This window comes from Xanthomonas dyei (assembly GCF_002939865.1).
GTDB lineage: Bacteria > Pseudomonadota > Gammaproteobacteria > Xanthomonadales > Xanthomonadaceae > Xanthomonas > Xanthomonas dyei.
The window spans coordinates 36,834-62,798 of record NZ_MDEE01000026.1; the positions used below are offsets into that span (position 1 = coordinate 36,834).

The 25,965-nt window shown below is 65.0% G+C and carries 25 protein-coding genes and 2 other RNA genes; 16 read left to right on the top strand and 11 right to left on the bottom strand.

Annotated elements, in window-relative coordinates; translation table 11 throughout:
- The first annotated feature begins 85 nt into the window (after positions 1-85).
- From XdyCFBP7245_RS16030 to modC, 9 genes are all read left to right on the top strand, one after another.
- Positions 86-598 (top strand): SgcJ/EcaC family oxidoreductase, encoded by a 513-nt coding sequence (locus XdyCFBP7245_RS16030; protein WP_104616544.1) that lies wholly within the window; start codon positions 86-88, stop codon positions 596-598.
- Positions 599-900: 302 nt separating this feature from the next.
- The gene (locus tag XdyCFBP7245_RS16035; RefSeq protein WP_104616545.1) at positions 901-1,524 is read left to right on the top strand and encodes an OmpW/AlkL family protein; all 624 of its coding nucleotides are present in this window, start codon (positions 901-903) and stop codon (positions 1,522-1,524) included.
- A 61-nt stretch (positions 1,525-1,585) separates the two neighbouring features.
- Positions 1,586-1,662: non-coding RNA, sX9 sRNA (locus XdyCFBP7245_RS16040), on the top strand.
- Between the two features lie 126 nt (positions 1,663-1,788).
- Positions 1,789-2,403 (top strand): OmpW/AlkL family protein, encoded by a 615-nt coding sequence (locus tag XdyCFBP7245_RS16045; protein WP_104616546.1) that lies wholly within the window; start codon positions 1,789-1,791, stop codon positions 2,401-2,403.
- Positions 2,404-2,488: 85 nt separating this feature from the next.
- On the top strand, positions 2,489-3,304 hold the full coding sequence (locus tag XdyCFBP7245_RS16050; RefSeq protein ID WP_104616547.1) for a S1/P1 nuclease: 816 nt from the start codon (positions 2,489-2,491) through the stop codon (positions 3,302-3,304).
- A 14-nt stretch (positions 3,305-3,318) separates the two neighbouring features.
- Entirely contained in the window at positions 3,319-4,143 is an 825-nt protein-coding gene (locus XdyCFBP7245_RS16055) for an MBL fold metallo-hydrolase (protein WP_104616548.1), read from the top strand.
- 73 nt (positions 4,144-4,216) lie between these two features.
- Positions 4,217-4,993 carry a molybdate ABC transporter substrate-binding protein gene (gene modA, locus XdyCFBP7245_RS16060; protein ID WP_104616549.1) on the top strand — a complete coding sequence of 259 codons (777 nt, stop codon included), beginning with the start codon at positions 4,217-4,219 and terminating at the stop codon, positions 4,991-4,993.
- A gap of 16 nt (positions 4,994-5,009) precedes the next feature.
- Positions 5,010-5,696, top strand: a complete 687-nt coding sequence (gene modB / locus XdyCFBP7245_RS16065; RefSeq protein ID WP_211287717.1) for a molybdate ABC transporter permease subunit — start codon at positions 5,010-5,012, stop codon at positions 5,694-5,696.
- Positions 5,696-6,310, top strand: a complete 615-nt coding sequence (modC, locus tag XdyCFBP7245_RS16070) for a molybdenum ABC transporter ATP-binding protein (protein WP_104616551.1) — start codon at positions 5,696-5,698, stop codon at positions 6,308-6,310. The genes modB and modC overlap by 1 nt, the downstream gene beginning before the upstream one ends.
- A gap of 231 nt (positions 6,311-6,541) precedes the next feature.
- On the opposite strand, the gene XdyCFBP7245_RS16075 is transcribed toward modC, so the two are convergent.
- The 10 genes from XdyCFBP7245_RS16075 to XdyCFBP7245_RS16120 all read right to left on the bottom strand — a co-directional run bounded on the left by XdyCFBP7245_RS16075 (position 6,542) and on the right by XdyCFBP7245_RS16120 (position 15,487).
- Positions 6,542-7,126 carry a hypothetical protein gene (locus XdyCFBP7245_RS16075; protein ID WP_211287718.1) on the bottom strand — a complete coding sequence of 195 codons (585 nt, stop codon included), beginning with the start codon at positions 7,124-7,126 and terminating at the stop codon, positions 6,542-6,544.
- A gap of 8 nt (positions 7,127-7,134) precedes the next feature.
- Complete coding sequence (locus tag XdyCFBP7245_RS16080; protein WP_104616553.1) at positions 7,135-8,412, bottom strand: TonB family protein; 1,278 nt, start codon at positions 8,410-8,412, stop codon at positions 7,135-7,137.
- A gap of 4 nt (positions 8,413-8,416) precedes the next feature.
- Complete coding sequence (locus XdyCFBP7245_RS16085) at positions 8,417-8,782, bottom strand: BlaI/MecI/CopY family transcriptional regulator (RefSeq protein WP_104616554.1); 366 nt, start codon at positions 8,780-8,782, stop codon at positions 8,417-8,419.
- 275 nt (positions 8,783-9,057) lie between these two features.
- Positions 9,058-10,428, bottom strand: a complete 1,371-nt coding sequence (locus XdyCFBP7245_RS16090) for an ATP-binding protein (protein WP_104616572.1) — start codon at positions 10,426-10,428, stop codon at positions 9,058-9,060.
- 17 nt (positions 10,429-10,445) lie between these two features.
- Positions 10,446-11,135, bottom strand: coding sequence for a response regulator transcription factor (locus XdyCFBP7245_RS16095; protein ID WP_104616555.1), 690 nt, complete (start codon positions 11,133-11,135; stop codon positions 10,446-10,448).
- A 22-nt stretch (positions 11,136-11,157) separates the two neighbouring features.
- Positions 11,158-11,820, bottom strand: coding sequence for a hypothetical protein (locus XdyCFBP7245_RS16100; RefSeq protein WP_104616556.1), 663 nt, complete (start codon positions 11,818-11,820; stop codon positions 11,158-11,160).
- On the bottom strand, positions 11,807-12,640 hold the full coding sequence (locus XdyCFBP7245_RS16105; protein WP_104616557.1) for an SDR family oxidoreductase: 834 nt from the start codon (positions 12,638-12,640) through the stop codon (positions 11,807-11,809). The genes XdyCFBP7245_RS16100 and XdyCFBP7245_RS16105 overlap by 14 nt, the downstream gene beginning before the upstream one ends.
- Positions 12,640-13,314 (bottom strand): iron-containing redox enzyme family protein, encoded by a 675-nt coding sequence (locus XdyCFBP7245_RS16110; protein ID WP_104616558.1) that lies wholly within the window; start codon positions 13,312-13,314, stop codon positions 12,640-12,642. The genes XdyCFBP7245_RS16105 and XdyCFBP7245_RS16110 overlap by 1 nt, the downstream gene beginning before the upstream one ends.
- On the bottom strand, positions 13,311-14,807 hold the full coding sequence (locus XdyCFBP7245_RS16115; protein WP_104616559.1) for an AMP-binding protein: 1,497 nt from the start codon (positions 14,805-14,807) through the stop codon (positions 13,311-13,313). The genes XdyCFBP7245_RS16110 and XdyCFBP7245_RS16115 overlap by 4 nt, the downstream gene beginning before the upstream one ends.
- Positions 14,804-15,487, bottom strand: a complete 684-nt coding sequence (locus XdyCFBP7245_RS16120) for a thermostable hemolysin (RefSeq protein ID WP_372469479.1) — start codon at positions 15,485-15,487, stop codon at positions 14,804-14,806. Before XdyCFBP7245_RS16120 ends, XdyCFBP7245_RS16115 begins: the two co-directional genes overlap by 4 nt.
- 142 nt (positions 15,488-15,629) lie before the next feature.
- Between XdyCFBP7245_RS16120 and XdyCFBP7245_RS16125 the strand changes: the two genes are divergently transcribed.
- The 6 genes from XdyCFBP7245_RS16125 to XdyCFBP7245_RS16150 all read left to right on the top strand — a co-directional run bounded on the left by XdyCFBP7245_RS16125 (position 15,630) and on the right by XdyCFBP7245_RS16150 (position 23,938).
- Positions 15,630-17,588 carry an acetyl-CoA hydrolase/transferase C-terminal domain-containing protein gene (locus XdyCFBP7245_RS16125; RefSeq protein ID WP_104616560.1) on the top strand — a complete coding sequence of 653 codons (1,959 nt, stop codon included), beginning with the start codon at positions 15,630-15,632 and terminating at the stop codon, positions 17,586-17,588.
- A gap of 94 nt (positions 17,589-17,682) precedes the next feature.
- A non-coding RNA gene (locus XdyCFBP7245_RS16130) (sX9 sRNA) lies at positions 17,683-17,759 on the top strand.
- 129 nt (positions 17,760-17,888) lie between these two features.
- Entirely contained in the window at positions 17,889-19,064 is a 1,176-nt protein-coding gene (locus XdyCFBP7245_RS16135; protein ID WP_386261772.1) for a phosphatidylinositol-specific phospholipase C1-like protein, read from the top strand.
- Between the two features lie 130 nt (positions 19,065-19,194).
- The gene (locus XdyCFBP7245_RS16140) at positions 19,195-21,909 is read left to right on the top strand and encodes a TonB-dependent receptor (protein ID WP_104616561.1); all 2,715 of its coding nucleotides are present in this window, start codon (positions 19,195-19,197) and stop codon (positions 21,907-21,909) included.
- 317 nt (positions 21,910-22,226) lie between these two features.
- Positions 22,227-23,213 (top strand): L,D-transpeptidase family protein, encoded by a 987-nt coding sequence (locus tag XdyCFBP7245_RS16145; protein WP_104616575.1) that lies wholly within the window; start codon positions 22,227-22,229, stop codon positions 23,211-23,213.
- A gap of 2 nt (positions 23,214-23,215) precedes the next feature.
- Positions 23,216-23,938, top strand: coding sequence for a M23 family metallopeptidase (locus tag XdyCFBP7245_RS16150; protein WP_104616562.1), 723 nt, complete (start codon positions 23,216-23,218; stop codon positions 23,936-23,938).
- Between the two features lie 120 nt (positions 23,939-24,058).
- Here the strand turns inward: XdyCFBP7245_RS16150 and XdyCFBP7245_RS16155 are convergent, their stop codons facing one another.
- A complete protein-coding gene (locus XdyCFBP7245_RS16155) occupies positions 24,059-24,823 on the bottom strand; it encodes an SDR family NAD(P)-dependent oxidoreductase (protein WP_104616563.1) in 765 nt (254 codons plus the stop codon).
- Positions 24,824-24,856: 33 nt separating this feature from the next.
- On the opposite strand from XdyCFBP7245_RS16155, the gene XdyCFBP7245_RS16160 reads away from it, so the two are divergent.
- Positions 24,857-25,834, top strand: coding sequence for a LysR family transcriptional regulator (locus XdyCFBP7245_RS16160; RefSeq protein ID WP_170068676.1), 978 nt, complete (start codon positions 24,857-24,859; stop codon positions 25,832-25,834).
- Positions 25,835-25,965 lie beyond the last annotated feature (131 nt).

Sequence of the window (25,965 nt, forward strand, 5' to 3'; positions counted from 1 at the left end):
CCGAACAGCAGCATTTCGGCGCTCCGTGGATTTCGATACTGGCCCTGCCTGCTGAGGCACCCAATCAACTACACGGAGATTTCCCATGCGTCGCACCCTGTTCTCTCTGGCTTTGGCTCTGGCTGCCACCCCGGCGCTGGCCGCCGGCGTGATGCATTACACCGAAAAGGCGGCGCTGCCTGTCGACGGTGAAGCACGTGAAGTCGCCGCGCTGTTCGATACCTGGAACGCCGCGCTGGCGACGGGCAACCCGCACAAGGTGGCCGATCTGTATGCACCCGATGGCGTCCTGCTGCCGACGGTCTCCAACGAAGTGCGTGCCTCGCGCGAGCAGATCGAAAAGTACTTCGAGATGTTCCTGACCAAAAAGCCGCAGGGCGTGGTCAATTACCGCACCGTGCGCGTGCTCGATGACGACAGCGCGGTGGATGCGGGCGTGTACACCTTCACGCTGACCGACAAGGCCGGCAAGAAGAGCAATGTGCAGGCGCGCTACACCTTCGTGTACGAAAAGCGCGACGGCAAGTGGCTGATCATCAACCACCACAGCTCGGCGATGCCGGAAGTGGATGCCCCGCAGGTCGCCAAGACCAAGTAAGTGCGGGCGCCTAGGAGGACGCCGCCCGCTGTCTGCGGCCCGCTGCATGTCACCGTCGGTACACCTCCCCCGCCGACGGTGGCGCGATCTGTAGCGCACCGCACATCCAACATGCGGCCTGCCTGCGACAAGCGCCAGGACACCCAACATTGCTGTCACTGCGCAGCGACGCTGCCGTCGACCCATCACCACCGGCATCGCGGTGAGCCGGATGGTCGCGGCCCTGGTTTGATCAGGATCAAGGCGGCCGCGGCGCAAACCCACAAGACTTTGTCCATCCACTCCACACAACGAGACTCTTTATGCGCATGCGCTCTACCTTTCTGCTCGCCGGCCTGGCCGCCAGCCTGGCCAGCGTCCCCGCACTGGCTCAATCCAAAGGCGACTGGACCGTTGCCGTCGGCGCGCACCAGGTTGCTCCCAAATCCGACAATGGCCGTCTGGTCGGCGGCACGCTCGAAGCGGACGTGGGCAAGGACATCAAACCGACCTTTACGGCCGAATACTTCATCGCAGACAACCTGGGCATCGAGATACTGGCAGCGCTGCCGTTCGAGCACGACATCGCCCTGCGCGGGCTGGGCCGCGTCGGCAGCACCAAACATCTGCCGCCGGTAGTGTCGCTGCAGTACCACTTCAACAGCCAGGGCAAGGTGTCGCCCTTCGTCGGCGCCGGCATCAATTACACGCGGTTCTTCAGCACCGATACCCGCGGCGCGCTGGCCGGCAGCGAGCTGGAACTGGACGATTCGTGGGGCCTGGCCCTGCATGCCGGGCTGGACTTCAAGCTCAGCGAGCGCGGCGCGCTGCGCGTCAACGCACGCTGGATCGACATCGACAGCGAAGCACGCCTCGACGGCACCCGCATCGGCACGGTCAATATCGACCCGCTGGTCTACGGCGCGGCGTACGTCTACCGGTTCTAAGAGCCGCTAACAAACCGACTGTGCTCACCACCAGGCGGGCGCGGCCGGTGCTCGGTGCGGCATGGACCACGCGTACACTTCCGGTTCCTCCGCGCCGTCCACACCCACCTGACGACTGCTCGCCAGGTTCTATCAGCCACTCTGAGACACAGCGGCAAGCGCGGTGCATCTCTGGCACACTTGACGTCCAGGGACGTGCATCCACCGCCGGAGTTGCGGACAGGTCGGTCACGTCGAACGCCTGTCCGACCTACCGGGGATTCCATGAGCATGTTCATCCGCACCGCCCTCGCCATCGCATTGGCCGCTTCGGCCACTCCCGTGCTTGCACAGTCGGCCGGCCACTGGACGACCGGCTACGGCGCGGGCTACGTCTCGCCCAAGTCCGACAGCGGCAACTTCGGCGGCGCACGCGCCGAGATCAAAGGCGCGCCTACGTTGTCGTTTACCTACGAATACTTCATCCGCAACAACCTCGGTATCGAGGTGCATGCCGCCGTTGCCGGCAAGCACGATCTCGAGCTGGAAGGCGTCGGCAAGGTGGGGAGCTATTGGTCGGTGCCGCCCAGCGTGTTGTTGCAGTACCACATCAATGGCTACGGCACGGTGTCGCCGTTCGTCGGCGTCGGCATCAACTACACCACCTTCCTGGGCGAAGACACCGAGCAAGCGTTCGGCAATAGCGAGCTGCGGTTTGGCGACTCGGTCGGCGCCACCGCGCATGTCGGTGTGGACTTCATCTTCAACGACCGCAGCGGGCTGCGCGTGGATGCACGCTGGACCGATTCGCGCAGCAATGTCGATTTCAACGGCACGCGGCTTGGCAAGGCGCGGGTCGATCCGTTGACCTATGGCATCTCGTACCTGGTCTATTACTGATCGCGTTGCCGCCGTCGCGCTGCTGCGCGGCAACGTGGCAGCGACAGCCATCAAACGGTCGCGGACGGTTGCGTACAATCGAGGGATGAAAACCTTCTCTCCTTCGTTCGTTGTGCTTGCCGTGGCGCTGACCGCGGCCATTCAGCCCGTCACCGCATTCGCCTGGGGCCCGCAGGGCCACCGCCTGGTGGCGCGTATTGCCGAAACCGAATTGAGCCCGCAGGCGCGCGCGCAAGTGGCGCAATTGCTTGCCGGCGAGCCGGATCCGACCCTGCACGGAGTCGCAAGCTGGGCCGATGAAGTGCGCGAACACGATCCGGATCTGGGCAAGCGTTCGGGGCCGTGGCATTACGTCAACCTCGCCGAACACGACTGCGGCTATGCGCCGCCGCGCGATTGCCCGGATGGCAACTGCGTGATCGCCGCACTCGACCGCCAGACCTCCGTGCTTGCCGACCGCAGCCAGCCGCTGGACGCGCGTCGTCAGGCGTTGAAGTTTGTGGTGCATTTTGTCGGCGATATCCATCAGCCCATGCACGCCGGTTACGCGCACGACAAGGGCGGCAACGATTTTCAGCTGCAGGTCGATGGCAAGGGCAGCAACCTGCACGCATTGTGGGATAGCGGCATGCTCAACGACCGCCACCTCAGCGACGATGCCTATCTGCGACGCCTGCTGGCGTTGCCGGCCGCCAGCGCGGTCGCTGCAACGCTGCCGCCGCCGGCTGCGGCATGGGCGCAAGCGTCGTGCAAGATCGCCATCACGCCGGGCGTCTATCCCGCCGCGCACGTGTTGCCGGCCAACTACATCGCCACCTATCGTCCGATCGCCGAGACGCAGTTGCGGCTGGCAGGCGACCGACTGGCCGCCGTGCTCAATGCAGCACTGGCCACACCCTGAGACGGAGATAAGCGATGCAACCCGAGGTTCTTGCGTTCTTCCATGCCGACAGCAACACCTTCACCTATGTGGTCGCCGATGCGGCGTCCGGCGCGGCAGTGGTGATCGACCCGGCGCTGGACTATACAGCCGACACCGGCGCCGTCGGGACGCACACCGCGCAGGCCATCGTCGATGCCATCCGGCAACGCGGCTGGCACGTGCACTGGTTGCTGGAAACCCACGCGCATGCCGATCATCTGTCGGCCGCGCAATGGCTGAAGCAACAGTGGCCCCAGGCGCGGGTCGGGATCGGCGAGGGAATCCGTCAGGTGCAGCAGACGCTGGCGCCGCGCTATGCATTACCGCAGGGCTTTCGCGCCGATGGCTCGCAGTTCGACCATCTGTTTGCCGATGACGAACGCTTTCTGCTTGGCGGCATCGAGGTACGCGTCATTGCGGTGCCCGGGCACACCAGCGACAGCATTGCGTATCTGATCGGCGATGCGCTGTTTCCCGGCGATTCGTTGTTCATGCCCGACGCGGGCACGGCGCGCTGCGACTTTCCTGGCGGCGATGCGCGGCAACTGTACGCATCGATCCAGCGCCTGTACGCGCTTGCCGACGACACCCGCGTGTTCGTCTGCCATGACTATGGCCCCGGTGGCCGGGCAGTGGCGCATCAGACCACCATTGGCGAGCAGCGGCGCAGCAATGTCCATGTGCGCGATGGCGTCGATGTCGAAGCATTCGTCGCCCAACGGCAGGCACGCGACGCTACCCTGCCCGAGCCGAAACTGATCCGGCCCGCATTGCAGGCAAACCTTCAGGCGGGCCGCTGCGAGGACGTGGCTCCGTAGCGCCCGTTGGCGTTCGCCACGCCGGTCGGGCACAGCCGCTATCATCGGTGCCTTCCCTCGGTTGGACATTCCCATGCGTACCATCGGCTTCTGGCAACGCGCCCTGTGTGCGTTGATGCTCGCTTTGCCCGTCCTGGCCTCTGCGCAGACCCCGCCGGTCACCGTGTTCGCCGCCGCCAGCCTCAAGGAGTCGATGGACGAGGCCGCCGCCGCTTACGAAAAAGTCTCCGGTACGCCGGTGCGGGTGTCGTATGCGGCGAGTTCCGCCTTGGCGCGGCAGATCGAACAAGGCGCGCCGGCAGATGTATTTTTATCGGCCGACCTGGAATGGATGGACTACCTGCAACAGCGCGGCCTGGTCGTGCCGGCGCAGCGCCGCAACCTGCTCGGCAACACGCTGGTACTGATCGCACCGGCCACCAGTAAGGTGCGGGGGGATCCACGCACACCCGGCGCCATCGCCAAGGCGCTTGGCGAGAACGGACGCCTGGCGGTGGGACAGACCAGCAGCGTGCCGGCCGGCAAGTACGCCGCCGCCTCGCTGCGCAAACTGGGCCAGTGGGATGGGCTGAGCAACCGCCTGGCCGAATCGGAGAGCGTGCGCGCCGCACTGATGCTGGTTTCGCGCGGCGAAGCGCCGCTGGGCATCGTCTATGGCTCGGACGCACGCGCCGAGCCCAAGGTGCGCGTGGTCGCCACCTTCCCCGCAGACAGCCACGACGCCATCGTGTATCCGGTGGCGGTCCTGAAAAACAGCAGCACGCCCGATGCCGCCAAGTTTGTGCAGTGGCTGAGCAGCAAGCCGGCCAAGGCGATCTTCGTGCGTCGCGGCTTTTCGTTGAAGGAGTGAGGCACCCTGCCTGTCGATGTTCACCGCTGAAGAAGTCACCGCGATCGGCCTGAGCCTGAAGGTCGCGCTGGTTGCCGCCATCGCCAGCCTGCCGCCGGGCATCGCCTTCGGCTGGCTGCTGGCGCGGCGCCGTTTTCCGGGCAAGGCGCTGCTGGACGCATTGCTGCATCTGCCGCTGGTGATGCCGCCGGTGGTCACCGGGTATGCGTTGCTGGTGATGCTGGGCACGCAGGGGCCGATCGGCAGCTGGCTGCTGGACTATTTTGGCGTGCAGTTTGCGTTCCGCTGGACTGGTGCAGCATTGGCCTGCGCGGTGATGGGATTCCCGTTGATGGTGCGCGCGATCCGGTTGTCGATCGAGGTCACCGACCGCCGCCTGGAAGCGGCCGCCGCCACCCTCGGCGCGGGGCCGTGGCGGGTGTTTTTCAGCATCACCCTGCCGCTGGCCTGGCCGGGCCTGGTGTCCGGCGTGGTGCTGGCGTTTGCCAAGGCGCTTGGCGAATTCGGCGCCACAATCACCTTTGTGTCGAATATCCCCGGCGAGACGCAGACGCTGTCGTCGGCCATCTACGGCTTGATGCAGGTGCCGGGCATGGAATCGGGCGTGTGGCGTCTGGCCGGCGTGGCGCTGGCGATCTCGCTGGCGGCGCTGCTGTTGTCGGAGTGGTTGGTGCGCAGGCAGTACCGACGCGAGGACGAGTGATGCTGGATCTCGATCTGCACCTGCAACGTGGCCATTTTCAGCGGCGCATCCGTATCCAGGACGACGCACGCGTGGTGGCATTGGTTGGCCCCTCCGGCGCCGGCAAGACCAGCGTGCTCAATGCCATCGCCGGCCTGGTGCGGCCGCAGGCCGGGCATATCCGCATCGATGGGTACTGCCTGTTCGATCACGCGCAGGGTGTGGACGTGCCGACGCATCGACGCAGCATTGGCTATGTGTTTCAGGATGCGCGGCTGTTCCCGCATCTGGATGTGCGGCGCAACCTGCACTACGGCCGGCATGCGCGTGGTGCGGCGCCGTTCGGATTCGACGACGTGGTGGCCCTGCTCGGTATCGCCCCGCTGCTGCAACGCCGCCCGCGCAACCTGTCCGGTGGCGAGGCGCAGCGTGTGGCCATCGGCCGCGCATTGCTGTCGCAACCGGCCATCCTGTTGTTCGACGAACCGTTGTCCGCACTGGACCAGGCGCGTCGCGAGGAATTGATCCCTTACCTGCAGCGCGTGCGCGACGAGATCCGTCTGCCGATGCTGTACGTCAGCCACAACCCGGACGAAGTGCAGCGCATTGCCGACAGCGTGCATGTGCTGGAGTGAGACGTTGATGGGCGATACGGCGGCGGTGCGGACTGTCCGCTGTATGCGGCCAGCACTCGTGTTGAGCCGACACCCATCACGGTGACCCGCGCGTTATCGTCCGCACATTGCAGACGATCGCTGCGCTACCTCTTTAGCCATGCCAGTGCCTGCATGACGAATGGTTGTTCGTCACTGCTCGAGACAGCCGTTACTGCGCACGCGCAAATCAAACGTCGCAATCACGCCCCGTCATTGCGCAACCTTGCCGGTACGCACACTCACCTTGCCTTGCCGCACTTCGAAGGTAAACGCGAACGACAACGTCACCGGTACCGGTTCTTCATGCGTTGCGCCGGTGCAATCGTCCAGTGCCGCAGGCTGTGCGACACCCGGTGCATACGTGCACAGTGCGGCGGGCACGAACTGCCAGTGCTGCACGGTTGTGCGCACAGCCTGCAGCAAGTCGGCGTTCTCCGGCAGTAGCCCGGCCACGCACTCGTCGCGATCGGACAGGGGGTCCACGCGCTGCACTGCGCCGTCGGCGGCAAGAATCACATGCGCGCATACCGTGGTTGCCGGCAAGGTCTGTCGTGGCGAATCGGCCGGCAGCACCGGGGCTTCGCTGCGCAAGGCGCGCGGCATGCGGAACCGCTGCGTTTCCGCAAGCGTGTACGCGGCTATCGCAGCAGCGCCACCGCCACCCGATTGCGGCGGCAGCATGCGTTGATCCACCGAATCCTCACGCTGGCTGCGCTCCTGCTCAACCATGCGCTGCGTTGCGCATCCGCACAGGCTCAGCGCGACGAGGCTGCACCATTCCAGACCGTACTTCATTGCAGTGCTCATTTTTTTTCGCATCCTGTGGATGCCACGCAGCCATCGGTGCGACTGGATTGCGACGCAAGGCGCTGGTCGCCGCCCACATCGCTGGATGCACCCACCTGTTCCGGCGGATCCAGCTCGAACCGGACCGGCACACGTACCCGGGAAGCGACTGGCTTGCCGTCTGCAATCGCGGGCTTGAAGTGCCAGTGACGCGCTGCCTCGAGCACGGCCTGATCGAATACCCCGGCCGGCCGGCTGTGCACGATCACGACATGGTCGGGCGCACCGCTCGGGCTGACGTCGATCTGCAACTCGACAAGGCCTGCAAGGTTTGCAGCGATCGCTTCGGCTGGGTAACTGGGCGGTTGCATCGTACTGAAATCCACTGCAGTGCCGGGCGTCGGTGTCGCGCTCAGACGCGCAGGCTGGATGACCCAACAGGCAAGACTGGCGACGGTCACAAGCGAGACCACCATACGCACGTTCCACCGTGCACGCCGCACCTCCAGCGCAGGCGCACGTAGCGCGGCAATGCGCTGGGTCAACGGATGCGTCGCGGCCCAGTGGCACGCCAACGGCGACCATCTGTCGCCCAACTGGCATTTGAGCATCGCGCCGGCATAGCTGCGACGCTTGTCCGGATGCCGCGCAAGCACGGCGGCATCGCACGCAAGTTCCTGATCCAGCCGGAACGCACGCCACGCCAGATGCAGGAGCGGATTGAACCAGCCGATGCACAGCAGCACGGTCGCCAGCAGGTTGGCCTGCAGATCGCCACGGCGCATATGCAAGCGCTCGTGGGCCAGGATCAAGGCACGCTCATCGGCGCTGTAACGCGTGGTGAAATCGATCGGCAGCACAATCCGTGGCCGCAAGACCCCCAACGAAGCGGGCAGACCGACATCATGCGTGGCCAGCCACAGCGTCTTGTCCAACGCATGCAGCGCACCGAGACTGCGCATGAAGCGCCGCTGGCCACGCCACATGATGACCGCGCTCAGTACGGCGCCCGCCAGCCACACCGCAATCAGCCATTGCTGCACGCCTGGCGCGCCAGTGCCGGTATCCGATGCGAACGGGATGGCAGCCAGCGCCGGCAGCTGCACTACCACCGCGCCCATCGGCGGGCCAGGCAGCACTGCCGCCAGCAACGCGAGCGGCACGCTCGCCCAGAGTGCATAGGCTGCCGTGGCGCCCAGCTGGGTACGCAGCGGACGGCGCAGCAGCAGGCACGCCAGCAACGCAACCGTGGTGTATAGCGTGGCGCGCAGCCACATCAGCGCATCAGGACTCATCGTCTCAGGGCTCATCGTCCAGTTCCTTGAGCAGACGCTTCAATTCGGCAATGTCGGAGGCGCTGAGCTTTCCGCGTTCGCTGAAGTGCGCCACCAGCGGCGCAACCCGCCCACCGAACAGGCGTTGCAGCAGCCCTTCGCTTTGCTGCTGCACCCAATGGTCGCGCTGCAGCAGCGGCGTGTAGAGGTATTTGCGCCCCTCTTTTTGCGCTGCGATGGCGCCCTTGTTGAGCAACCGGTTGAGCAAGGTCTTGACGGTTGGCTCGGCCCAATGGGTCTGCGCCAGCGCGGCAACCACCTCGTCCGCCGTGCGCGGTGCCTGGTCCCAGAGCACCTGCATCACCACCGCTTCCGCATCGCTGATCGTCATTCGATTACGCTTGTAATTTTTAACGATTACAACTGTGAACGAAGACTTTGTCAAGCATGAGTCACGCTTTTTTGGCGGGATCCACCAGCGCCGGCCTTGCCTGCACTGCAATCTTTTGGCATGCCTGTGGGCGGGTATCTGCGTATGCGCGTCGATGCGCAGCAACATCCTCACGACATCGCTGCGCAGGGCCGCTATTTCGGCACTCTCTGCGACGTGCACTGGGCACCGGCCGTGGCTCCCAAGCCAGACGCACGGCGTAACACCTGGATACTTCAGTCGGCGGAACTGTCCACAAATCGCACACTGACACGCAAGCCACCGAGCGTTGGCGCGTCGTCCAGCTGGACCTGCGCTGCGTGCGCCTGGGCAATGTCCTGGACGATCGAAAGACCCAGGCCGCTGCCCTCCACGCCGGTGCCCAGCTCTCGATGGAAGCGGTCGAAGACACGTCCGCGCGCAGCTTCCGGAATGCCCGGCCCGGAATCTTCCACGACCAACATCGGTACCGGTTCGGCGTGTGTGCTGATCCGGATGCGGCCACCCGGCGGTGTGTAGCGCACCGCGTTTTCCAGCAGGTTGCGCAACAGCAGCGACAGTGCGGATTCGTCTGCGAGCACCAGCACCGGCTGCAGTGCCAGTTCCACGTCTTGCTGTCGCTGCAACGCAACCGCCAACACGTCTTCGGATTCGCTGCGCACCAAGGTATCCAGGCTCACGCTGCGCCGTGGCAAGGCAGTGACTGCTTCGACCCGACTCAAGGCAAGCAATTGCGCCACCATGCGTTCGATGCGGAGCACATTGGCATCGAGTTGCTGCTGCGATTCGTCACGTTCCTGCGCGTCGGCGGCCAGGCGCAGATTGGCCGCATGCACTTTCAACGCCGCAATCGGTGTGCGTAGTTCGTGCGCAGCATCGGCGATAAAGCGACGTTCGCGCTCCAACCCTTCCTGCACGCGGTCCATCAACCCGTTGACCGCACGTACCAAGCCATGCACTTCGCGCGGCATGTGCTGCGGCTGCAGCGGCTGCAGCGGCTGCAGACGCTTCGGGTCGCGTTCGCCGATCTCGTCGGAGACCCGTACCAGCGAGCGCGTGGCCCAGTTCACCACGGCCCAGATCAACAGCGCCATCAACGGCAATGCCATCAGCAACGGCAACAACGTGCCCAGCGCAATATCTTCGGCAAGCTCTTCGCGGATGTCGGCGCGTTCGGCCGATTGAAACCAACGCCCACCCGCCGAGTGCAAGGTAAACGTACGCCATTGCCCATCGGGCAGTTGCACATCTGCATAGCCGGCGTGCAGCGGCGCCAGCGCCTGCGCAGGCGCACTGTCAGAGCGCAGCAGCAACGCGCCGCCCGCATTGCGCACCTGAAACGCCAGTTTGGTTTCGTAGGCATGGCCGTCCTTGAACGCCAGCGCGTCGCCCACGCCTTGCGCCTGCCCGTGCCATCCACGGATCACGATCGGCTCGCCTTGCGGCAGATCGCCCAAGGGCTCATCCACCAACGACACCAGCACGCGCGCCGATTGCACCAGGCGTGCATCGAACATTTCGCCAGCTTCCTGCAGGCCGGCGCGATAGCTGAAACCAGCTGCAGCCAACATCAGCAACGACAGTACGCCGAGCAAGGCCAGCAACAGCACGCGACGGATCGAATTCATTGCGGCGGCACGGCGGCGGCCTGGGCGGCCTGTTCGTCGAGCGCGTAACCGATGCCGCGCACGGTACGGATCAGCGCTGGAGAGAGTTTTCGACGCAGCTGATGCACATGCACGTCCACTGCATTGCTGGCGACGTCCTCGTCCCACCCATAGAGATGTTGCTGGATGCGTTCGCGTCCGATCGGCCGACCGTGCTGCTCCATCAGCAGCCACAGCAGGGCAAATTCGCGCCGGGTCAGATCCAGATCGCGGCCGTGCCAGCGCACCGACATCCCGGCCGGATCCAGCCGCAGCGCGCCGGCTTGCAGGGTTGGTTGCGCACGCCCGGCCGCACGTCGCAGCAGTGCGCGCGTGCGCGCCAGCAGCTCGTTGATATCGAAGGGCTTGCCAAGGTAATCGTCGGCACCCACATCCAGGCCCAGCGCACGATCGGCGGCGCGCTCGCGTGCGCTGAGCACCAGGATCGGCGTATCCAGCGCGCGGGCGCGGGCGGTGCGAATGACCTCGATCCCATCCATGCGCGGCAACCCCAGGTCCAGGATCACCAGGTCCAGGGTGTCTTCCTGCAAGGCCATCAACGCACTGACACCGTCATGTACCCAGTCCACCGCATAGGCGGCGCGCCGCAAGGCGGTGCGGATGCCTTCGCCCAGCGAAAGATCGTCTTCGACCAACAAGATGCGCATGTGAGCCAGTCTGTAAGGCGGCTCAGTGCTTGGCAAGCTGCGCGCGCACATCTGCCAACCTGGCGGCAAGCTCCTTGCGGCGGCCGGCATCGGCAATCTGCCGGCCTGGTCTGGGCGCCGCAGCAGCGGCTTTCTCGAAGGCCTTTGCGGCACCGGCCCAATCCTTCTGATCACGCAGAAAATCGCCGACAAAATAATTGCTATCGAGCCCGTCAGGGTCGATCGCCAGACCCTGATACAACAAGGTGCGCGCCTTGGCGTCGTCGCCGAATCCGATCGGCCAACCAGGCACCTGGTAATACAGCGCACCCAGGCTGGTGTAGGCCGCGCCATCGAGCGCGCGCGGTGCGCGCTTGATCGCCTCCTCGAAATCCGTGCGTGCGAGTTTGACCTGCGCCAATGCGCCCAGACCGCCTTTTTCGCCTGCCAGACTGGAGCGCACGATGCCGTCCCAGATCAAGGCATCGGCATCGTCCGGCAAGGCATGACGGACCTGCTCGGCTTGCTGCGCAAGCGCTTCCAGCGCCGCAACCCGCTCTGGTTTTGGAGTTTGGTAGGTGATCACCGCCCAGCGATCCTGTAGCTGCGCCACCTGCGGCGCCGGACCGGCCGCCCAACTGGCACCGGTCGTCACCCACATCGCCAGTGCGGCCAAGATGCGCAGCCGACAGTCATTGCGATTCATGCGAAAGCTCCTGTGTGGCAGCCACGCTGCCGGGCCGCGCATGGCGGCGGATGAGGGGAAGTTGTTTGCGCAACGCACGGTCCACCAATTCGGGCAGCACACCGTTGAGCCGGGCAAACAGTTTTTCCGGCCAGCCCAACTGCCGACGCGCATCGCCACGCACAATGGACTGCAACAGCGCTGCCGCGACGTCCTCCGCCCGGTCCACGGCCGTACCCAACGCCACGTTGAGCGCATCGACAGCGGCAGGATTGAAGCTGGTAGCAGTGGCGCGCGGCGCCAGATACTGAAAGCGCACCTGCGTATCTGCATGTTCGCGGGCCAAGGCCTCGAACAGCCCGCGCAACCCGAATTTGCTCGCGCTATAGCCGGCAAAACCGGCAAAACCGATGCTGCCGAACGTGGAACCGACCGCCACCATCGCCGCTTCCGGCTGCCTCAAGAAGAGTGGCAACAGCGCCTGCACCAGCAGCATGGGCGCGGTCAGGTTCAAGTGCACCAACGCCTCCAGGGCGGCCGGATCCTGCTCCTGCAACAGCCCGAAGTGGCTTTGCGCATGCGCAAGGACCAGCACCGAGGGTGCGGGCTGCAGCGCTTGTATCCGCGTCAGCAGCAACGCACGGCCCGCTGCGCTGGCAAGATCCGCCGCTACCGGCAGCACGCGACCAGCCGGCTGCATGTCGGCCAGGCGCTGCAAGGTCGCCGGCGTACGCCCGACCGCCACCACCGTCGCACCCGCCTCCACCAACTGCGCGCACAACGCGCTGCCGATACCGCCACTGGCCCCGGTGAGAATCACGCACCTGCCCCGAAGATCCATTACGCCGCCTCCGCCAGACGCACGCCATCGGCGCGCAAGGTGCGAAACAGATCGCCGTACAACACGTAGAAGCGCTTGGCCGCATACACGACCGCCTGCTGGTCGAGCGGGTCGTCGAGGCGATTCATCAGGCCTTCGAAGAAACCGGCGTGCTCGATATCCAGATCGCCATGCGAGAGCAGGTAGCTGAAGGCGTTGCGCGGCAATTCCAGCGACTGGGCAATCTGATTGGCCGCGCGCGTGGCCAATGCCACGCTAGTGCCTTCCAGCACCAGCACCATGCCGAAGAAACCGACCGGATTGCCGCGCTGGATGGTGTCGTAGGCGTAGCTGACCATCAGTTCGGTTGCCAGCGATGGCCCGGCGAGGACGGTCGCTTCACGCGCCTGGCCGCACGCCACCAGATCGTCCAGGATCCACTCCTGATGGCCCATCTCTTCTTCGATGTATTCGCCGATGGCTTCGCGTAGCCATTCCAGCCGCGCCGGCAACCGCGCGCCGCAGGCCATCAGCAGCGGCACGGTATGCCGCACGTGGTGGTAGGCCTGCGCGAGAAACGCCACGTAATCGGCGCGCGCAATCTGCCCGACGAGTGCGGCCTGGATGATCGGCACCTGCGTCATGCGTTCGCGCTCGGCCTGGGTCTGCGCCAGCAGGGAGGTGTAGAAGGTCATAGTGAAACTCCGAGAGAAACAGTGGCCGGCAATCGATAGCTGCGATCGACGTCGGATTGGTAGCGCGCCAGGATTGCGTCGCGCCGGGGGCGGCCGTTGGCCGTGAGCAGGCCGTCATGTGCGCTGAAAGGAGCATCGGCGCGCACGAAACGCGCCACGCGTGCGTAGTCGGGCAGGCCGGCGTTGACCTCGGCCAGCGCCCGGGCGATCGCCGCATCATTGGTATCGGGACGACGCGGCCACAGCACCGCGACGTTGTCGGCCTGCGCTTCGCCCCAGACCACGGCCTGGGCGAGCAACGGATGCTGCAGCAATTCGCTTTCCACCCACTCCGGCGAGACGTTACGCCCGAACGCGGTGATGAAGACATGTTTGCGCCGCCCGGTGATATGGACGAACCCATCGCTGTCCACCCGCCCGAGATCGCCCGTGCGCACCGGTCCCGACGGCATCGGCTGTTCGCCCAGATAGCCCAGCGCACGCACGCCGGCGACGTGAATCTCGCCATCGACGATCTGCACCTGGGCGTGCGCCAGCGGCTGCCCGACGCTGCCGGGACGCAGCGCGCCGGGACGGTTGAGACAGACCACCGAGCCGCATTCGGTCAGCCCATAGCCTTCGAACACCGGCAGGCCCAACGCTGCGGCGCGCGCCAGCAGACTCGGGCCGATGTGGCCGCCGCCAACGGCGATATAGCGCAACGATGCAGGCAGCGCCACGCCCTGCTCCGCCGCACCGACCAATGCCAACAACAACTGCGGAACCAGGATCACGCTCTCCGGTTGATAACGCTGCAGGCACCGCAGCAGCGTCGGCACATCCAGCCCGCTGGCGCCGCTGTAGCCGATTTCCGCCAGCGACGGCAGCGCAACCTGCGCCCCGGACAACAAGGTCGCGTAGAGCCCGGCGACGTTTTCCAGCAAGGTGGACAACGGCATCAGGCACAGATGCCGACGCGGCGCGATCGCGGCCGATGCATCCACCAACGCGCCGGCCACCGCCAACAGGCTGTCGGCCGACAGACACACGCCCTTGGGACGGCCGGTGGTGCCTGAGGTGTAGGTGATGCAGGCGGTGTCGGCCGGCAGCACGATGGTCTGCGCGAGCGCTTCCACCCGCCAGGCGCGCAGTGCATCGAACTGCAGCGCCGCCATCGCGCCATGGGTGCCTGGAGGCGCGGCGGCTGCCGCGTCGGTCACGACGCATTGCGCGCCGCTGGACATCAACGCATGCACCACCTGCGCATCTGAAAAGAATGTCGGCAACGGCACGTGCACCGCATCGATCAGGCGCAGCGCCAGATCCAGGATCAACCAGCCCGGGCCGTTGTCCAGACGGCTGGCGACACACGTCAGCCCCGCTGTCTGCAGGCGTGCGGCCAGCCCCACCACGGCATCGGACAGGTCCTGCGCATCCAGGCTGCCTGCGGCGGTCAGCACGCGCGGCGCATGGCCATGCAGGGCGCCGAGCAGCGCGGCGAACCGCGCGCTCATGCGCCTACTCCGGCCTGGCAAAGCGTCGTCTCGACACCCCAGCGCGCGGCCTGCGGATGCAGCGCCTGCCGCGAAAGCAGGAACGCATGACCGGCGGCGACATCGCCGCACAGGACATGTGGATGGGTGGCGTAGTAACTGCCCCACTCGGTGCCGTCGTCTTTCACACGCGACTGCAACGCTGGCGCTAAGGCCACCGGCTGCAGCTGCAGCCGATCGAAGGTATTGCGCAAGGTCCGGGTTGCGGTAAACAACACCCAACGTACGCCCGCGTGATGCAGCGCATGGGTCATCTGCGGGATCAGCGCGCGCGCACTGCCGGAGCTGATCGCGGCGAAGTTGCCGACTTCGGCCAGGCCCGAGCGCGCGACAGGCACCGACATCCGCCCAGCCAGCGCCGACTCGGCCGGGCCATCCAGATATTGCTCCACAAACAGGCGACCGGCACTGCCGAGCCGCACGCCTACCGCCGCCAGCAGCACTCCATTGGTATCGCGATAAGCCAGCAAGTGTGGCAAGAAGCTGCGCAGCTGCGCGCCATAGCGACGCAGATAAACCGCCGCGATGAACTGTTCCACCTCCTGCCGCTGTGCATGCGTGGCCTCGACCAGACTGGCACTGGCAAATCCATGGCGGGAGCAAAAACCGGCGGGGGTGGTTGACGTGATCATGCTGCGCATCCTGGGCGCGCTCGATTACGTGACCATGAGCCAGTTGTTACCTAATTGTAATTTCTGCAGAAGCGATTCGTTGCGCACTGTCGGGAGTCGCCCGACGATTGTCGGTGTTGCCACCACAGCGCTTTCGGCTACGCTCTCGCGCATGCCTACATACGTCACTGATCTGGACACTGCGGTCGCGCAGCTCCTGCAACGCATCGACGGTCCGTTGCGGGTGGGTGCACCGCTGGGCATCGGCAAGCCGCATCGGCTGTTGAACGCGTTGTACGCGCAGATCGAGAACACGCCCGCACGTCCGCTGGCGTTGTACACCGCGCTGTCGCTCAATCCGCCGAGGCCGGGCAAGGGGCTTGAGGCGCGCTTTGCGACTGGTTTTATCGCACGTCACTTCGGCGAGGACTTCCCGCGACTTGCGTATGTCGATGCCATGCTGCGCGATGCCTTGCCGGCGCATGTGCAGGTGGAAGAGTTCTACATGCAGTCCGGCGGTCTGCTGCAGTCCACGCAGGCGCAGGCCGATTACACCAGCTTGAACTACACGCATGCCGCGGCCGCAGTGGCGCAGCGCGCGCCGAACCTGATCGCGCAGAAAGTTGCGCGCGAACCCGGTGGTACGCGGCTGTCGCTGTCGTGCAACAACGACATCACCCAGGACACGCTGGACGCCGTGCAGGCATTGGGCCTGCCACGCCCGCTGCTGGTGGCCGAAGTGGACCCGCAGCTGCCGTGGATGGGTGGCGCTGCCGCGGTGGATGCAGCGTTCTTCGACCTGGTCATCGACCTGCCCGGCCCTTCGCCGCGTCTGTTCGGCCTGCCGCGGCAACCGGTGACGACCGTCGATTACGCCATCGGCCTGTATGCAAGCACGCTGGTGCGCGATGGCGGCACCTTGCAGATCGGCATCGGCACGCTGGCCGACGCATTGAGTCATGCCTTGGTGCTGCGGCATACCGACAATGCAACCTATCGCCGCGTGCTGAAGGCGCTGGATCCAAGCCTGGAGGCGCACCCCAGCGTGCGTGCCAGCGGCGGCCTTGAGCCGTTTGCGATTGGCTTGTATGGCTGCAGCGAAATGCTCAACGAAGGCTTCAAGCAATTGGTGGACAGCGGCGTGATCCGTCGCAAGGTGCACGACGATCTACCGCTGATGCAGCGCATCGCCGACGGCAGTGCGGATGCCGCCGACCAAGCGTGCCTGGCAACCGAAGGCGAGTTCCTGCATGGCGCGTTCTATCTCGGCTCGCCGGACTTCTATCAATGGCTGCGCGATCTGGATGCCGACATCCGCAATGCCATCGGCATGCGCCGCATCAGCGAGATCAATCAGCTGTATGGCGGCAATGAAGCACTGGAGCGGCTGCAGCGCCGCGATGCACGCTTCTTCAATTCCTGCATGATGGCCACCGCGCTCGGTGCGGCGGTGTCCGACGGCCTGGAAGATGGCCGCGTGGTCTCCGGCGTCGGCGGGCAGTACAACTTTGTCGCAATGGCGCACGCCTTGCCGCAGGCACGTAGCACCTTGATGCTGCGCGCCACCCGCGATGCCGGCGCAGACGCCGCCAGCAATGTGCGCTGGAATTACGGCCACACCACGATTCCCCGCCATCTGCGCGACATCTACATCACCGAGTACGGCATCGCCGATCTGCGCCACAAGACCGATCAGGAGTGCGTGGTGGAAATGGCCGGCATCTGCGATGCGCGCTTTCAGGACGCGCTGCTTGCGCAGGCCGCCCAGTCACGCAAGCTGCGCACGGCACCCGTGTTACCTGCGCGCACACAACGCAACACGCCCGACGCGCTTGAACAGGCATTGGCGCCATTTCGACGCGATGGCAGCCTGCCCGATTATCCGCTTGGCAGCGATTTCACCGCGATCGAACAACGCTTGCTACGCGCACTGACATGGCTCAAACGCGCCACCGCCAGCAAGGGCGCGACGCTGGCGACGCTGGCGCGTGCAATGACATCGCGCGCTACTGACACGGCCGACGACGCGGCCTGCCTGCAGCGCATGGCATTGGACACACCGCGCACGGTTGGCGAGCGTCTGCAGGCACGATTGCTGGCCTATGCGCTGCGCCGAACAACACCACAATGAAACTAGTCATGTAGAGCAGTTAAAAAAAGACTGTGCTCACCGCCAGGCGGGCGCAGTCGGTGCTCGGTGCTCGGTGCTCGGTGCTCGGTGTGGCATGTACCACGCGTGCACTCCGGTTTTGAGTGCGCCGCCCGTACCCATCTGACGACTGCTCGCTAGGTTTTATTAGCCGCTCTTAGCGATTAACCAGATTCGCTTGCACGCATCGAAGCGACTGACGCACGACGGCAACACTGCGGAAAGATGTGCGTCAAGCTACGCCCGGATGATGGCGACCACCTTGTTTCCTGGCATCGCCGCATGGGTTTTTTCCGGGTTTTTCCCGCACGTTGTTCAGTCATTCACCGCAAAGCGAAGCAGTGGCGCATCAAACGAAGCACACTGCCAAACGCTGCACTGTTTGCTGCCTTGATCACCAGCAATCTTGCGCTAGCTGCAGCGCCGCGGCTCACCGACCTGCAATACGTCGGTAGCCACAACAGCTACCACGCCGGGTTTGCACCCAGCGAAGCCACGCTGCTGAAACAGCTCAATCCCGCGTTGTTCGCGGCACTGGATTACCGCCATCCGCCGCTGACGCAACAACTGGACGATGGCGTCAGGCAACTGGAACTGGACGTATTTGCCGATGTCCAGGGTGGTCGCTACGCGCACCCGGCGATCGCCGCGCAGATGGCCAAGGCCGGGCTGCCGCCAGCACCGGCCAGCGCGCCCGACGGCGTGATGGACGCACCCGGCTTCAAGGTCATGCACGTGCAGGACGTGGATCAACGCAGCAACTGCCAGCCGCTGATCGCCTGCCTGCGGCAGGTGCGCGCCTGGTCCAGGCAACACCCCGGGCACGTGCCGATCTTCATCCTGCTGGAAACCAAGCAGGCGCCCGTGCAGCTGGGCTTTCCCAGCGTGCAGCCTGAGCCGTTCGATGCAAAGGCCATGGATGCATTGGATGCAGAACTGCGCTCGGTCTTTCGACCGGGCGAATACGTCAGCCCCGACCAGGTGCGTGGCAGCGCGCGCACGCTCAACGCGGCGGTGCGTGCGCATGGTTGGCCCTCGTTGGCCGAGACGCGCGGCAAGGTGGTGTTTCTGCTCGACCAACGTAACGCCGGGGCGAGCTACCTGCCCGGGCATCCGTCGCTGCGTGGCCGGGTCTGTTTCACCAATGCCGTGCCTGGCCAGGACGATGCCGCATTCACCGAACTCAACGACGGGCCTGCCGACATGATCACGCAGCTGGTGAAAGCCGGCTACCTGGTGCGCACGCGAACCGACGCAGACCTGAAAGAAGCCCAGCAACACGACACCACCCGCCGCGACAGCATGCTGGCCAGTGGTGCGCAGTTGCTGAGCACCGACTTTCCCGCACACGAGCCGGCCAATACCGGTTACGAGGTGCGCCTGGATGGCGATGCGATTGCGCGCTGCAATCCGCAGCGGCCGCCAACGCGCTGCAAGGGCGTCGATCTGAGTCACTGATCGGCGTCACTGACGTTGGCGCACACGCATAGACGCACACACAGACCCGCCGCAATGGAAGGCATCGGCACTGCATGCCTGCGCCCGCGTCACGGCCAGGCGGCCCCTTTCACTGACACGAGTCTCCCCTATGCACACTCCCCGCACCCTCCATCGCCTGAGCTGCGCCATCGCATTGGTGCTGTCTGCACCCGTATTGGCCGAGACGCCCGAGCTGGCCACCACCACGCTGGATTCGGTCAACGTGCAGGCCAAGCACGCCGCCACGCCCGGCTCGCTCAACGAGCAACGCCTGTCCAGCAGCGTCAACAGCGTGATGAGCAAGCAGCAGATCGACGCCATCCCCTCCGGCGGCATCGCCGATGTCGTGGCGCATCTGCCGGGTCTGTCGTCGTACAGCGATATGCATCTGGGCCAGGCCACCACCGGCGAGAACGCCTACGTCAGCATCCGCGGCATGGACGCCAGCTACAACGCGTACACGCTCAACGGCTTCGGCATGCCGGAAACCGATGCGTCGACGCGCGCAATCTCCTTGAACATGCTGGCGCCGTTCGGTATCCAGTCGGTGCAGGTGTCCAAATCGCCCACACCCGACATGCCCGGCGATGCGATCGGCGGTGCGATCGACATGCGTACGCCCAATGCATTCGATTTCGACCAGGACGTGTATGCCAGGAGCACCGCGCAAGGCCAGCTCAACGCACTGGCCTCGCACCTGGGCGGCAAGCACACCGGCGGCACGTTCCAGCAGGAAATCGCCTGGAAATTCGGCAGCGACCATGCGTTTGGCGTTTACGCATCGGCCTATTACGGCAAGAACAACAACATGGCGCAGGCACCGGCACCCAACAGCAAATACGTGCCGGCCGATCCCGCGCTGGCCAATGCAACCGATCTGCGCGCTGCCGGCCCGTTGATCAGCACGCGCTACAAATACAGCCTGTACACCAGCCAGATCGAACGCTATGGCGGCAACCTCTCGCTGGATTGGCAAGGCGACACCAGTGCGCTCTATGCGCGCGCCATCTACGGCAGCTACGGCGTCACTGGGCAGCAGGATCAATCCAGCGCACGCCTGGAAACCTATCTCAACCAACCCACGGCGGTGCGCGGCGGCTATTTCAATACCCACGACATCGACGAGAAGCTGGCGACCTTGCAGCTTGGCGGGCAGACCACATTGGACCGTTTGCGCTTGGACTACGGCGCTTCGGTGGGGCGTGGTACGCGCAGCCGGCCGGACTATGTGTCGGCCAGTCTGTATGGCTTTACCCCGGGTAGCTTCGCCTTCGACCTCAGCGACCCGACCTACCCCAGCATCGGCCCCAGCGCGGCGGCGTTGAAGGACTTCTTCTACAACCTGGATTCGTCGCTGCTGTGGAAAGTGCAAGGCCACGATGCCGGCAGCCACGACAACCGCATCAACGCGCATACCGATATCACCTACCAGGTCGATGGCGATGTGCTGGACAGCGTCAAGGTCGGCCTGTCTGCCGATCACTCCGACCGCGGTGCCTACGATCACCCGTTCTTCCACAAGGACGGCAACTTCGTTACCAACGGGCCGTACTTCGGTGGCCCCAATTACGCCTTCCCCACCGCGGGCGGACCGCCGCTGAGCGCCATTCCCGGCCGCCTCACCTACAACGCCTTCGATGGGCATTACGCAGGCCCGTTCAAACTGCTGGACCGCAACTGGATGCGCGCACAAGCCCTGCCCTACAAATACATCGACGACCCGAACGGCGCGGGCGCCTATACCGCCAACGACTACAACGCCAACACCACCTCCAGCACCGAAGCGATCTATTCGGGCTACGCGATGGCCGCGCTGCATATCGGTCAGGTCAGCATCCTGCCCGGCGTGCGCTATGAGTTGACCCGCTACTCGGCCGATTCCTGGCAATCCAGCGGCGACGGCAACAGCGGCAATTTCGTCGGCAGCGGCAGCACCTATGGGCAAGTGTTGCCCGGCATCAGCATCAACTATCGGCCCGACGATCTCACCGTCTACCGCGCCTCGCTACGCCGCAGTTTCAGCCGCCCGGCCTTTGGCCTGATTTCCGGCGAGACGGTGTACACCATCGACGACACCCAGCGCGTGGTCGGCATTTCCAAACCCAACCCCGATCTGCAGCCGAGCAAAGCCGACAACGCCGATCTGTCGGCCGAGTTCTACGACCACAACGGCGGCGTGCTCAGCGCCTCGACCTACTACAAGCGCATCACCGGCTTCATCTATACCTCGCAGTCGGCCACCAGCAACGACAACACACTCGGCGGATTGGTGCCCACCGGCACCACCTTCGAAAACGGCGTACCAGTGACCATGCCGCAGAACGGCGGCACCGCCACGCTGTACGGGCTGGAGCTGGCCGGTAGCAAGCGCTTGCAGGATTTGCCGGGCATCTGGAGCAACCTTGGCGTCACCGCCAACCTCACCCTGCAACGCAGCGAAGCAGACAGCAAACGGGCCGACCAACCGGAAAAAACCTGGTTACCGCGTGCGCCCGAGCGCCTCTACAACCTGGATCTGTTTTACGACGATGCGCACCTGCGCGCAGACCTGAGCTACCACTACACCGGCCTGCAATTGCTGGGGCTGACCAGCGACCGGCTCAATTACTACCTGCAGCCGGTCAAGTCGTTGGACTTCAGCGCCACCTATCATCTGCCGCACCACGTCGACGTGGGCGTGTCGGCCAAGAACCTGCTCAATGCCGCCACGTTCTACGAAACCCAGGGCAAGTCCGACCGCTACATGGCCTACGACCCCGGCGCCGATGGCGCTTATGTGCAGACCGGACGGACGTACCTGCTGACACTGGGCTATACCTACTGACGACCAAGCATGTGCGGCACGCGGCCAGTTGCGTGCGCTCGCACGTGGGTGCACACGTCATCGACCGATTGTCTGCGCATGACGCAGGCGATCGGTTCCCGATGCGTGATGCGAGATCGCACAAGCGAGCCTGCACACGACACCACGCGCAACGTGGCGGTGTCGCGCAGGCGGCCGTGCAACGGAGTACCGTATCGTCGTCATCGACCACTGGCCGCAGCGATACCAGGTCTCGAGTCAGTCGGCGTGCAGCCATTTCACGCAGAAAGCGCAGCCCGGTCGGGCAAGGTGCGCGCATGCCTTTCCTGGATGTGCACATGCCACCACGCTCCTACGCTCGCGTTTGTTTGCTCGCTCTGTCGTTGAGCGCTTCGTTATCTGCGTTGGCACAGGCACAGCAACCCGCGCCTGCCGCCGCAGCTGCGCCGACGGCGATGCCTGCCGCCAAGACTGTCGCGACCGGCGCACGCTCGGATCTGCATGCACAGGTACTGCTGGACCGCGCGCATTTCTCGCCGGGCCAGATCGATGGCGAACGCGGCTCGAACCAAAAGCGTGCGGTGTCCGGGTTTCAGGCCGCGCACAACATCAAGGTGACCGGCGAACTGGACGACGCCACCTGGCAGGCATTGCAGGCCGACAGCACGCCGGCGCTGGTGCAATACACGCTCACCGATGCCGACGTTGCCGGCCCGTTCCAGCCAATTCCCAAGGGTCCCGCAGAGCAAGCCAAGCTGCCGTCGCTTGGCTATACCTCGGTGGATGAGTCCCTGGGCGAGCGCTTCCACGCCGACCCGGCCCTGCTACGCCAGCTCAACCCCGGCGTGGATCTCGGCAAGGCCGGCGGCGTGATCCAGGTTCCCAACATCGACGGCGTTGCGCCGCTGGCCAAACCGGCCAAGCTGGTCGTAGACAAGTCCGACTCGACGCTGCGCCTGTTCGATGCCGACGGTAAGGTCTACGCACAGTTCCCGGTGTCGTCGGGCAGCAAGCACGATCCATTGCCGATCGGGCGCTGGAAGATCCTGGGCATCTCGCGCGAACCGGTGTTCAAGTACAACCCCAAGCTGTTCTGGGACGCGAAGAAAGGCGATCAAAAAGCCACGTTGCCGGCAGGCCCGAACAATCCGGTTGGCCGGGTATGGATCGACCTGTCCAAACCGCATTACGGTCTGCACGGGACGCCGGAGCCCGGCCATGTCGGCAAGACCGAATCGCATGGTTGCGTGCGTCTGACCAATTGGGACGTGGTCAATCTGGCCAGCGTGGTCGGCCCGTCGGTCCCGGTCGTGATGCAGGAGTAAGCATGAAACTGCTCATGATCCTGGTTGCAGGCGTGGCAATCGGTGCAGGCGGCTATTGGTTGCTGGAACGTGGCGCGCCGGAGGCCTCGGTCACGCCGTCGGCGAGCGCGGCGACGGTGATTGCGCAGCCCACCGACACTGCAGTGGTTGCTGCAGCTGCTGCGCAACCCGCACCGACATCGCTGCCATCGGATGCCGTGCCTGCAGAGCCGAGCCCGGCGACACCTGCACCTGCACCTGCACCGCCTGCGACTGCTTCCGCGGCCGATGTGGCATCGGCGGGCACTGGCCTGCTGATCCCGGTACAGGGCATCGACCGGAGCAAATTGCAGGACACCTTTACCGATGCACGCAGCGAAGGCCGCGTGCATGACGCCATCGATATCCTGGCGCCGGCCGGTACGCCGGTGCTTGCTGTGGCAGATGGCACGGTCGAGAAACTGTTCGACAGCGAACGCGGCGGCCTGACGGTGTATCAGTTCGAGCCCGGCGGCACGTACTGCTATTACTACGCGCATCTGCAACGCTACGCCGATGGTTTGGCCGAAAAACAGTCCATCAAACGCGGCCAGGTCATCGGCTATGTCGGCAGCACCGGCAATGCCGATCCGGCCGCACCGCATCTGCACTTCGAGATCCATCGCCTGGGACCGGAAAAGCAATGGTGGAAGGGAGAGGCGTTGAATCCCTATCCCGTCCTGCATGGCGATCAGCCCCTGCAGTGAGGCAACGACGCGACGCCCGGCATACATCGCCGCGCATCGTCATCGTGCCCACCGCAATGCACTGGCTTGCAAGAGGCGCTGCCGTCGAACCGACATCGCCGCACTGTCTGACGCATCAAATCAAATCAACATCCCGCCCGAGACCTCGATGCGCTGTGCATTGATCCATCTGGTGCCGGGTGCGAGCAACGCCGCCACCACCGGCCCGATGTCGTCCGGCAGACCAGGCCGGCCCAGTGCGGTGACCGAGGACACCATCGCGTTGACCTGCGCGTTGTCGCGCACGCTGCCGCCGTTGAAGTCGGTTTCGATGGCGCCCGGCGCCAGCGTATTTGCGCGAATGCCGCGTGCGCCCAACTCTTTTGCAAGATAGCGGGTGAACACCTCCACCCCGCCCTTCATCATGGCGTAGGCCGACGCACCTGGCAGCGCGAAGCGCGCAAGGCCGCTCGACACATTGAGGATGCGCCCGCCATCGGCGATCAGCGGCAGCAGCGCCTGGGTCAGGAAATACGGCCCTTTGAGATGGATATTGACCAGCGTATCGAACTGCGCCGGCGTGGTATCGGCAATGGCCGCATGCAGTCCGGTGCCCGCGTTGTTGACCAGCGCATCGAACTGCGTACGCCCCCAATCGGCGAGCACGTCCTTCAGCTGCGCGGCGAATGCGCTGAAGGTCTCGGCCTGCGCAACATCCAGCGGCAACGCCTGCGCGCGCCGGCCCAGCGCCTGGATCTCGGCCACCACGGTCGCGGCTTCATCGGCCTGGCTGCGATACGTCAGCACGATATCGTTACCTTCGGCAGCGAGCGCAAGCGCGGCATTGCGGCCCAGGCCGCGACTGCCGCCGGTGATCACGGTGATGGGTGTGGTGGTGGTCGACATCGGCACGCTCCGTAGTGGGTGTGGCCCAGGCTATTGCGCTTGCTGCACTACATAAATCGGCTCACGCTGATTGCACCGTTCAAGATAATCGACCAATCGATGGACACCATGGAATCCTTGCGCGCCTTTCTGCGCGTTGCCGAGCTGGGCAGTTTCACCCGCGCCGCCGATACCCTTGGCCTGCCCAAGGCCAGTGTCTCCACCGCCGTGCAGCGGCTGGAAGCATCTCTCGGCACGCAGCTTTTGCATCGCACCACACGCCGTGTGCAACTCACCGGCGACGGCACGGCGTTCTATCAGCGCAGCCGCGACCTGCTCGACGACATGGACGAGTTGCACAGCATGTTTCAGCGCGAGCATGGGCAGCTACGCGGTCGCCTTCGCGTGGACATGTCGGCGGGCATCGCGCGTCATTTCGTGATCCCCGCCTTGCCCGCATTTCTGACACGGCATCCACAGCTGGAAGTGGAAATCAGCGGCACCGACCGCCGCGTGGATATGGTGCGCGAGGGGTTCGACTGCGTGCTGCGTGTGGGCACGCTGGAAGACACCAGCCTGGTCGCACGCCCGCTGGGCGCGTTCCGCATCGTCAGCTGCGCCAGCGCCGAGTATCTTGCGCGCCGCGGCATGCCAACGTGCCTGGACGATATGGCGCAGCACGATCTGGTGCATTACGTGCCGACGCTCGGGCAACGCTCGCCCGGCTTCGAGTATCACGATGGGCAGCGCTACCAGCTGCTGCCCATGCGCGGCCCGGTGACGGTCAACAATGGCGATGCGTATCTGGCGGCTGCGTTGGCGGGGCTGGGCATCATCCAGGCGCCAGCCAGCCCGTTACGCCCGCATCTGGACAGCGGCGCACTGATCGAAGTGCTGGCCGAGCTTGCACCCGAGCCGATGCCGGTCACGTTGCTCTACGCGCAACGCCGCCATCTGCCGCAGCGCGTACGTGCCTTCATGGACTGGGTGGCCGACGTGATGGCGCCGCAGTTGCAGCCGTTGTTGCCTTGAGAGAGTGCGATTGCAGTTGCGATTTCGATCGCGTGGAGACGATGCTGCGTTTCGATCCAACGATGAAACTCGCGCATCACTCCTGCAGCGCTCTGACTGCATTCCTGGCAACGGCTGCGACCAGCGTTGCG

Bases quoted from the DNA above. Each gene is read 5' to 3' on its own strand.
- XdyCFBP7245_RS16080 (WP_104616553.1), bottom strand. From the start codon at position 8,412: ATGAGTCCTGATGCGCTGATGTGGCTGCGCGCCACGCTATACACCACG.
- XdyCFBP7245_RS16055 (WP_104616548.1), top strand. From the start codon at position 3,319: ATGCAACCCGAGGTTCTTGCGTTCTTCCATGCCGACAGCAACACCTTC.
- XdyCFBP7245_RS16100 (WP_104616556.1), bottom strand. From the start codon at position 11,820: ATGAATCGCAATGACTGTCGGCTGCGCATCTTGGCCGCACTGGCGATG.
- modC (WP_104616551.1), top strand. From the start codon at position 5,696: ATGCTGGATCTCGATCTGCACCTGCAACGTGGCCATTTTCAGCGGCGC.
- modB (WP_211287717.1), top strand. From the start codon at position 5,010: ATGTTCACCGCTGAAGAAGTCACCGCGATCGGCCTGAGCCTGAAGGTC.
- XdyCFBP7245_RS16125 (WP_104616560.1), top strand. From the start codon at position 15,630: ATGCCTACATACGTCACTGATCTGGACACTGCGGTCGCGCAGCTCCTG.
- XdyCFBP7245_RS16105 (WP_104616557.1), bottom strand. From the start codon at position 12,640: ATGGATCTTCGGGGCAGGTGCGTGATTCTCACCGGGGCCAGTGGCGGT.
- XdyCFBP7245_RS16115 (WP_104616559.1), bottom strand. From the start codon at position 14,807: ATGAGCGCGCGGTTCGCCGCGCTGCTCGGCGCCCTGCATGGCCATGCG.
- XdyCFBP7245_RS16135 (WP_386261772.1), top strand. From the start codon at position 17,889: ATGGGTTTTTTCCGGGTTTTTCCCGCACGTTGTTCAGTCATTCACCGC.
- XdyCFBP7245_RS16035 (WP_104616545.1), top strand. From the start codon at position 901: ATGCGCATGCGCTCTACCTTTCTGCTCGCCGGCCTGGCCGCCAGCCTG.
- XdyCFBP7245_RS16120 (WP_372469479.1), bottom strand. From the start codon at position 15,487: ATGCGCAGCATGATCACGTCAACCACCCCCGCCGGTTTTTGCTCCCGC.
- XdyCFBP7245_RS16095 (WP_104616555.1), bottom strand. From the start codon at position 11,135: ATGCGCATCTTGTTGGTCGAAGACGATCTTTCGCTGGGCGAAGGCATC.
- XdyCFBP7245_RS16145 (WP_104616575.1), top strand. From the start codon at position 22,227: ATGCCACCACGCTCCTACGCTCGCGTTTGTTTGCTCGCTCTGTCGTTG.
- XdyCFBP7245_RS16045 (WP_104616546.1), top strand. From the start codon at position 1,789: ATGAGCATGTTCATCCGCACCGCCCTCGCCATCGCATTGGCCGCTTCG.
- XdyCFBP7245_RS16050 (WP_104616547.1), top strand. From the start codon at position 2,489: ATGAAAACCTTCTCTCCTTCGTTCGTTGTGCTTGCCGTGGCGCTGACC.
- XdyCFBP7245_RS16075 (WP_211287718.1), bottom strand. From the start codon at position 7,126: ATGAAGTACGGTCTGGAATGGTGCAGCCTCGTCGCGCTGAGCCTGTGC.
- XdyCFBP7245_RS16155 (WP_104616563.1), bottom strand. From the start codon at position 24,823: ATGTCGACCACCACCACACCCATCACCGTGATCACCGGCGGCAGTCGC.
- XdyCFBP7245_RS16140 (WP_104616561.1), top strand. From the start codon at position 19,195: ATGCACACTCCCCGCACCCTCCATCGCCTGAGCTGCGCCATCGCATTG.
- XdyCFBP7245_RS16150 (WP_104616562.1), top strand. From the start codon at position 23,216: ATGAAACTGCTCATGATCCTGGTTGCAGGCGTGGCAATCGGTGCAGGC.
- XdyCFBP7245_RS16110 (WP_104616558.1), bottom strand. From the start codon at position 13,314: ATGACCTTCTACACCTCCCTGCTGGCGCAGACCCAGGCCGAGCGCGAA.
- XdyCFBP7245_RS16030 (WP_104616544.1), top strand. From the start codon at position 86: ATGCGTCGCACCCTGTTCTCTCTGGCTTTGGCTCTGGCTGCCACCCCG.
- XdyCFBP7245_RS16085 (WP_104616554.1), bottom strand. From the start codon at position 8,782: ATGACGATCAGCGATGCGGAAGCGGTGGTGATGCAGGTGCTCTGGGAC.
- modA (WP_104616549.1), top strand. From the start codon at position 4,217: ATGCGTACCATCGGCTTCTGGCAACGCGCCCTGTGTGCGTTGATGCTC.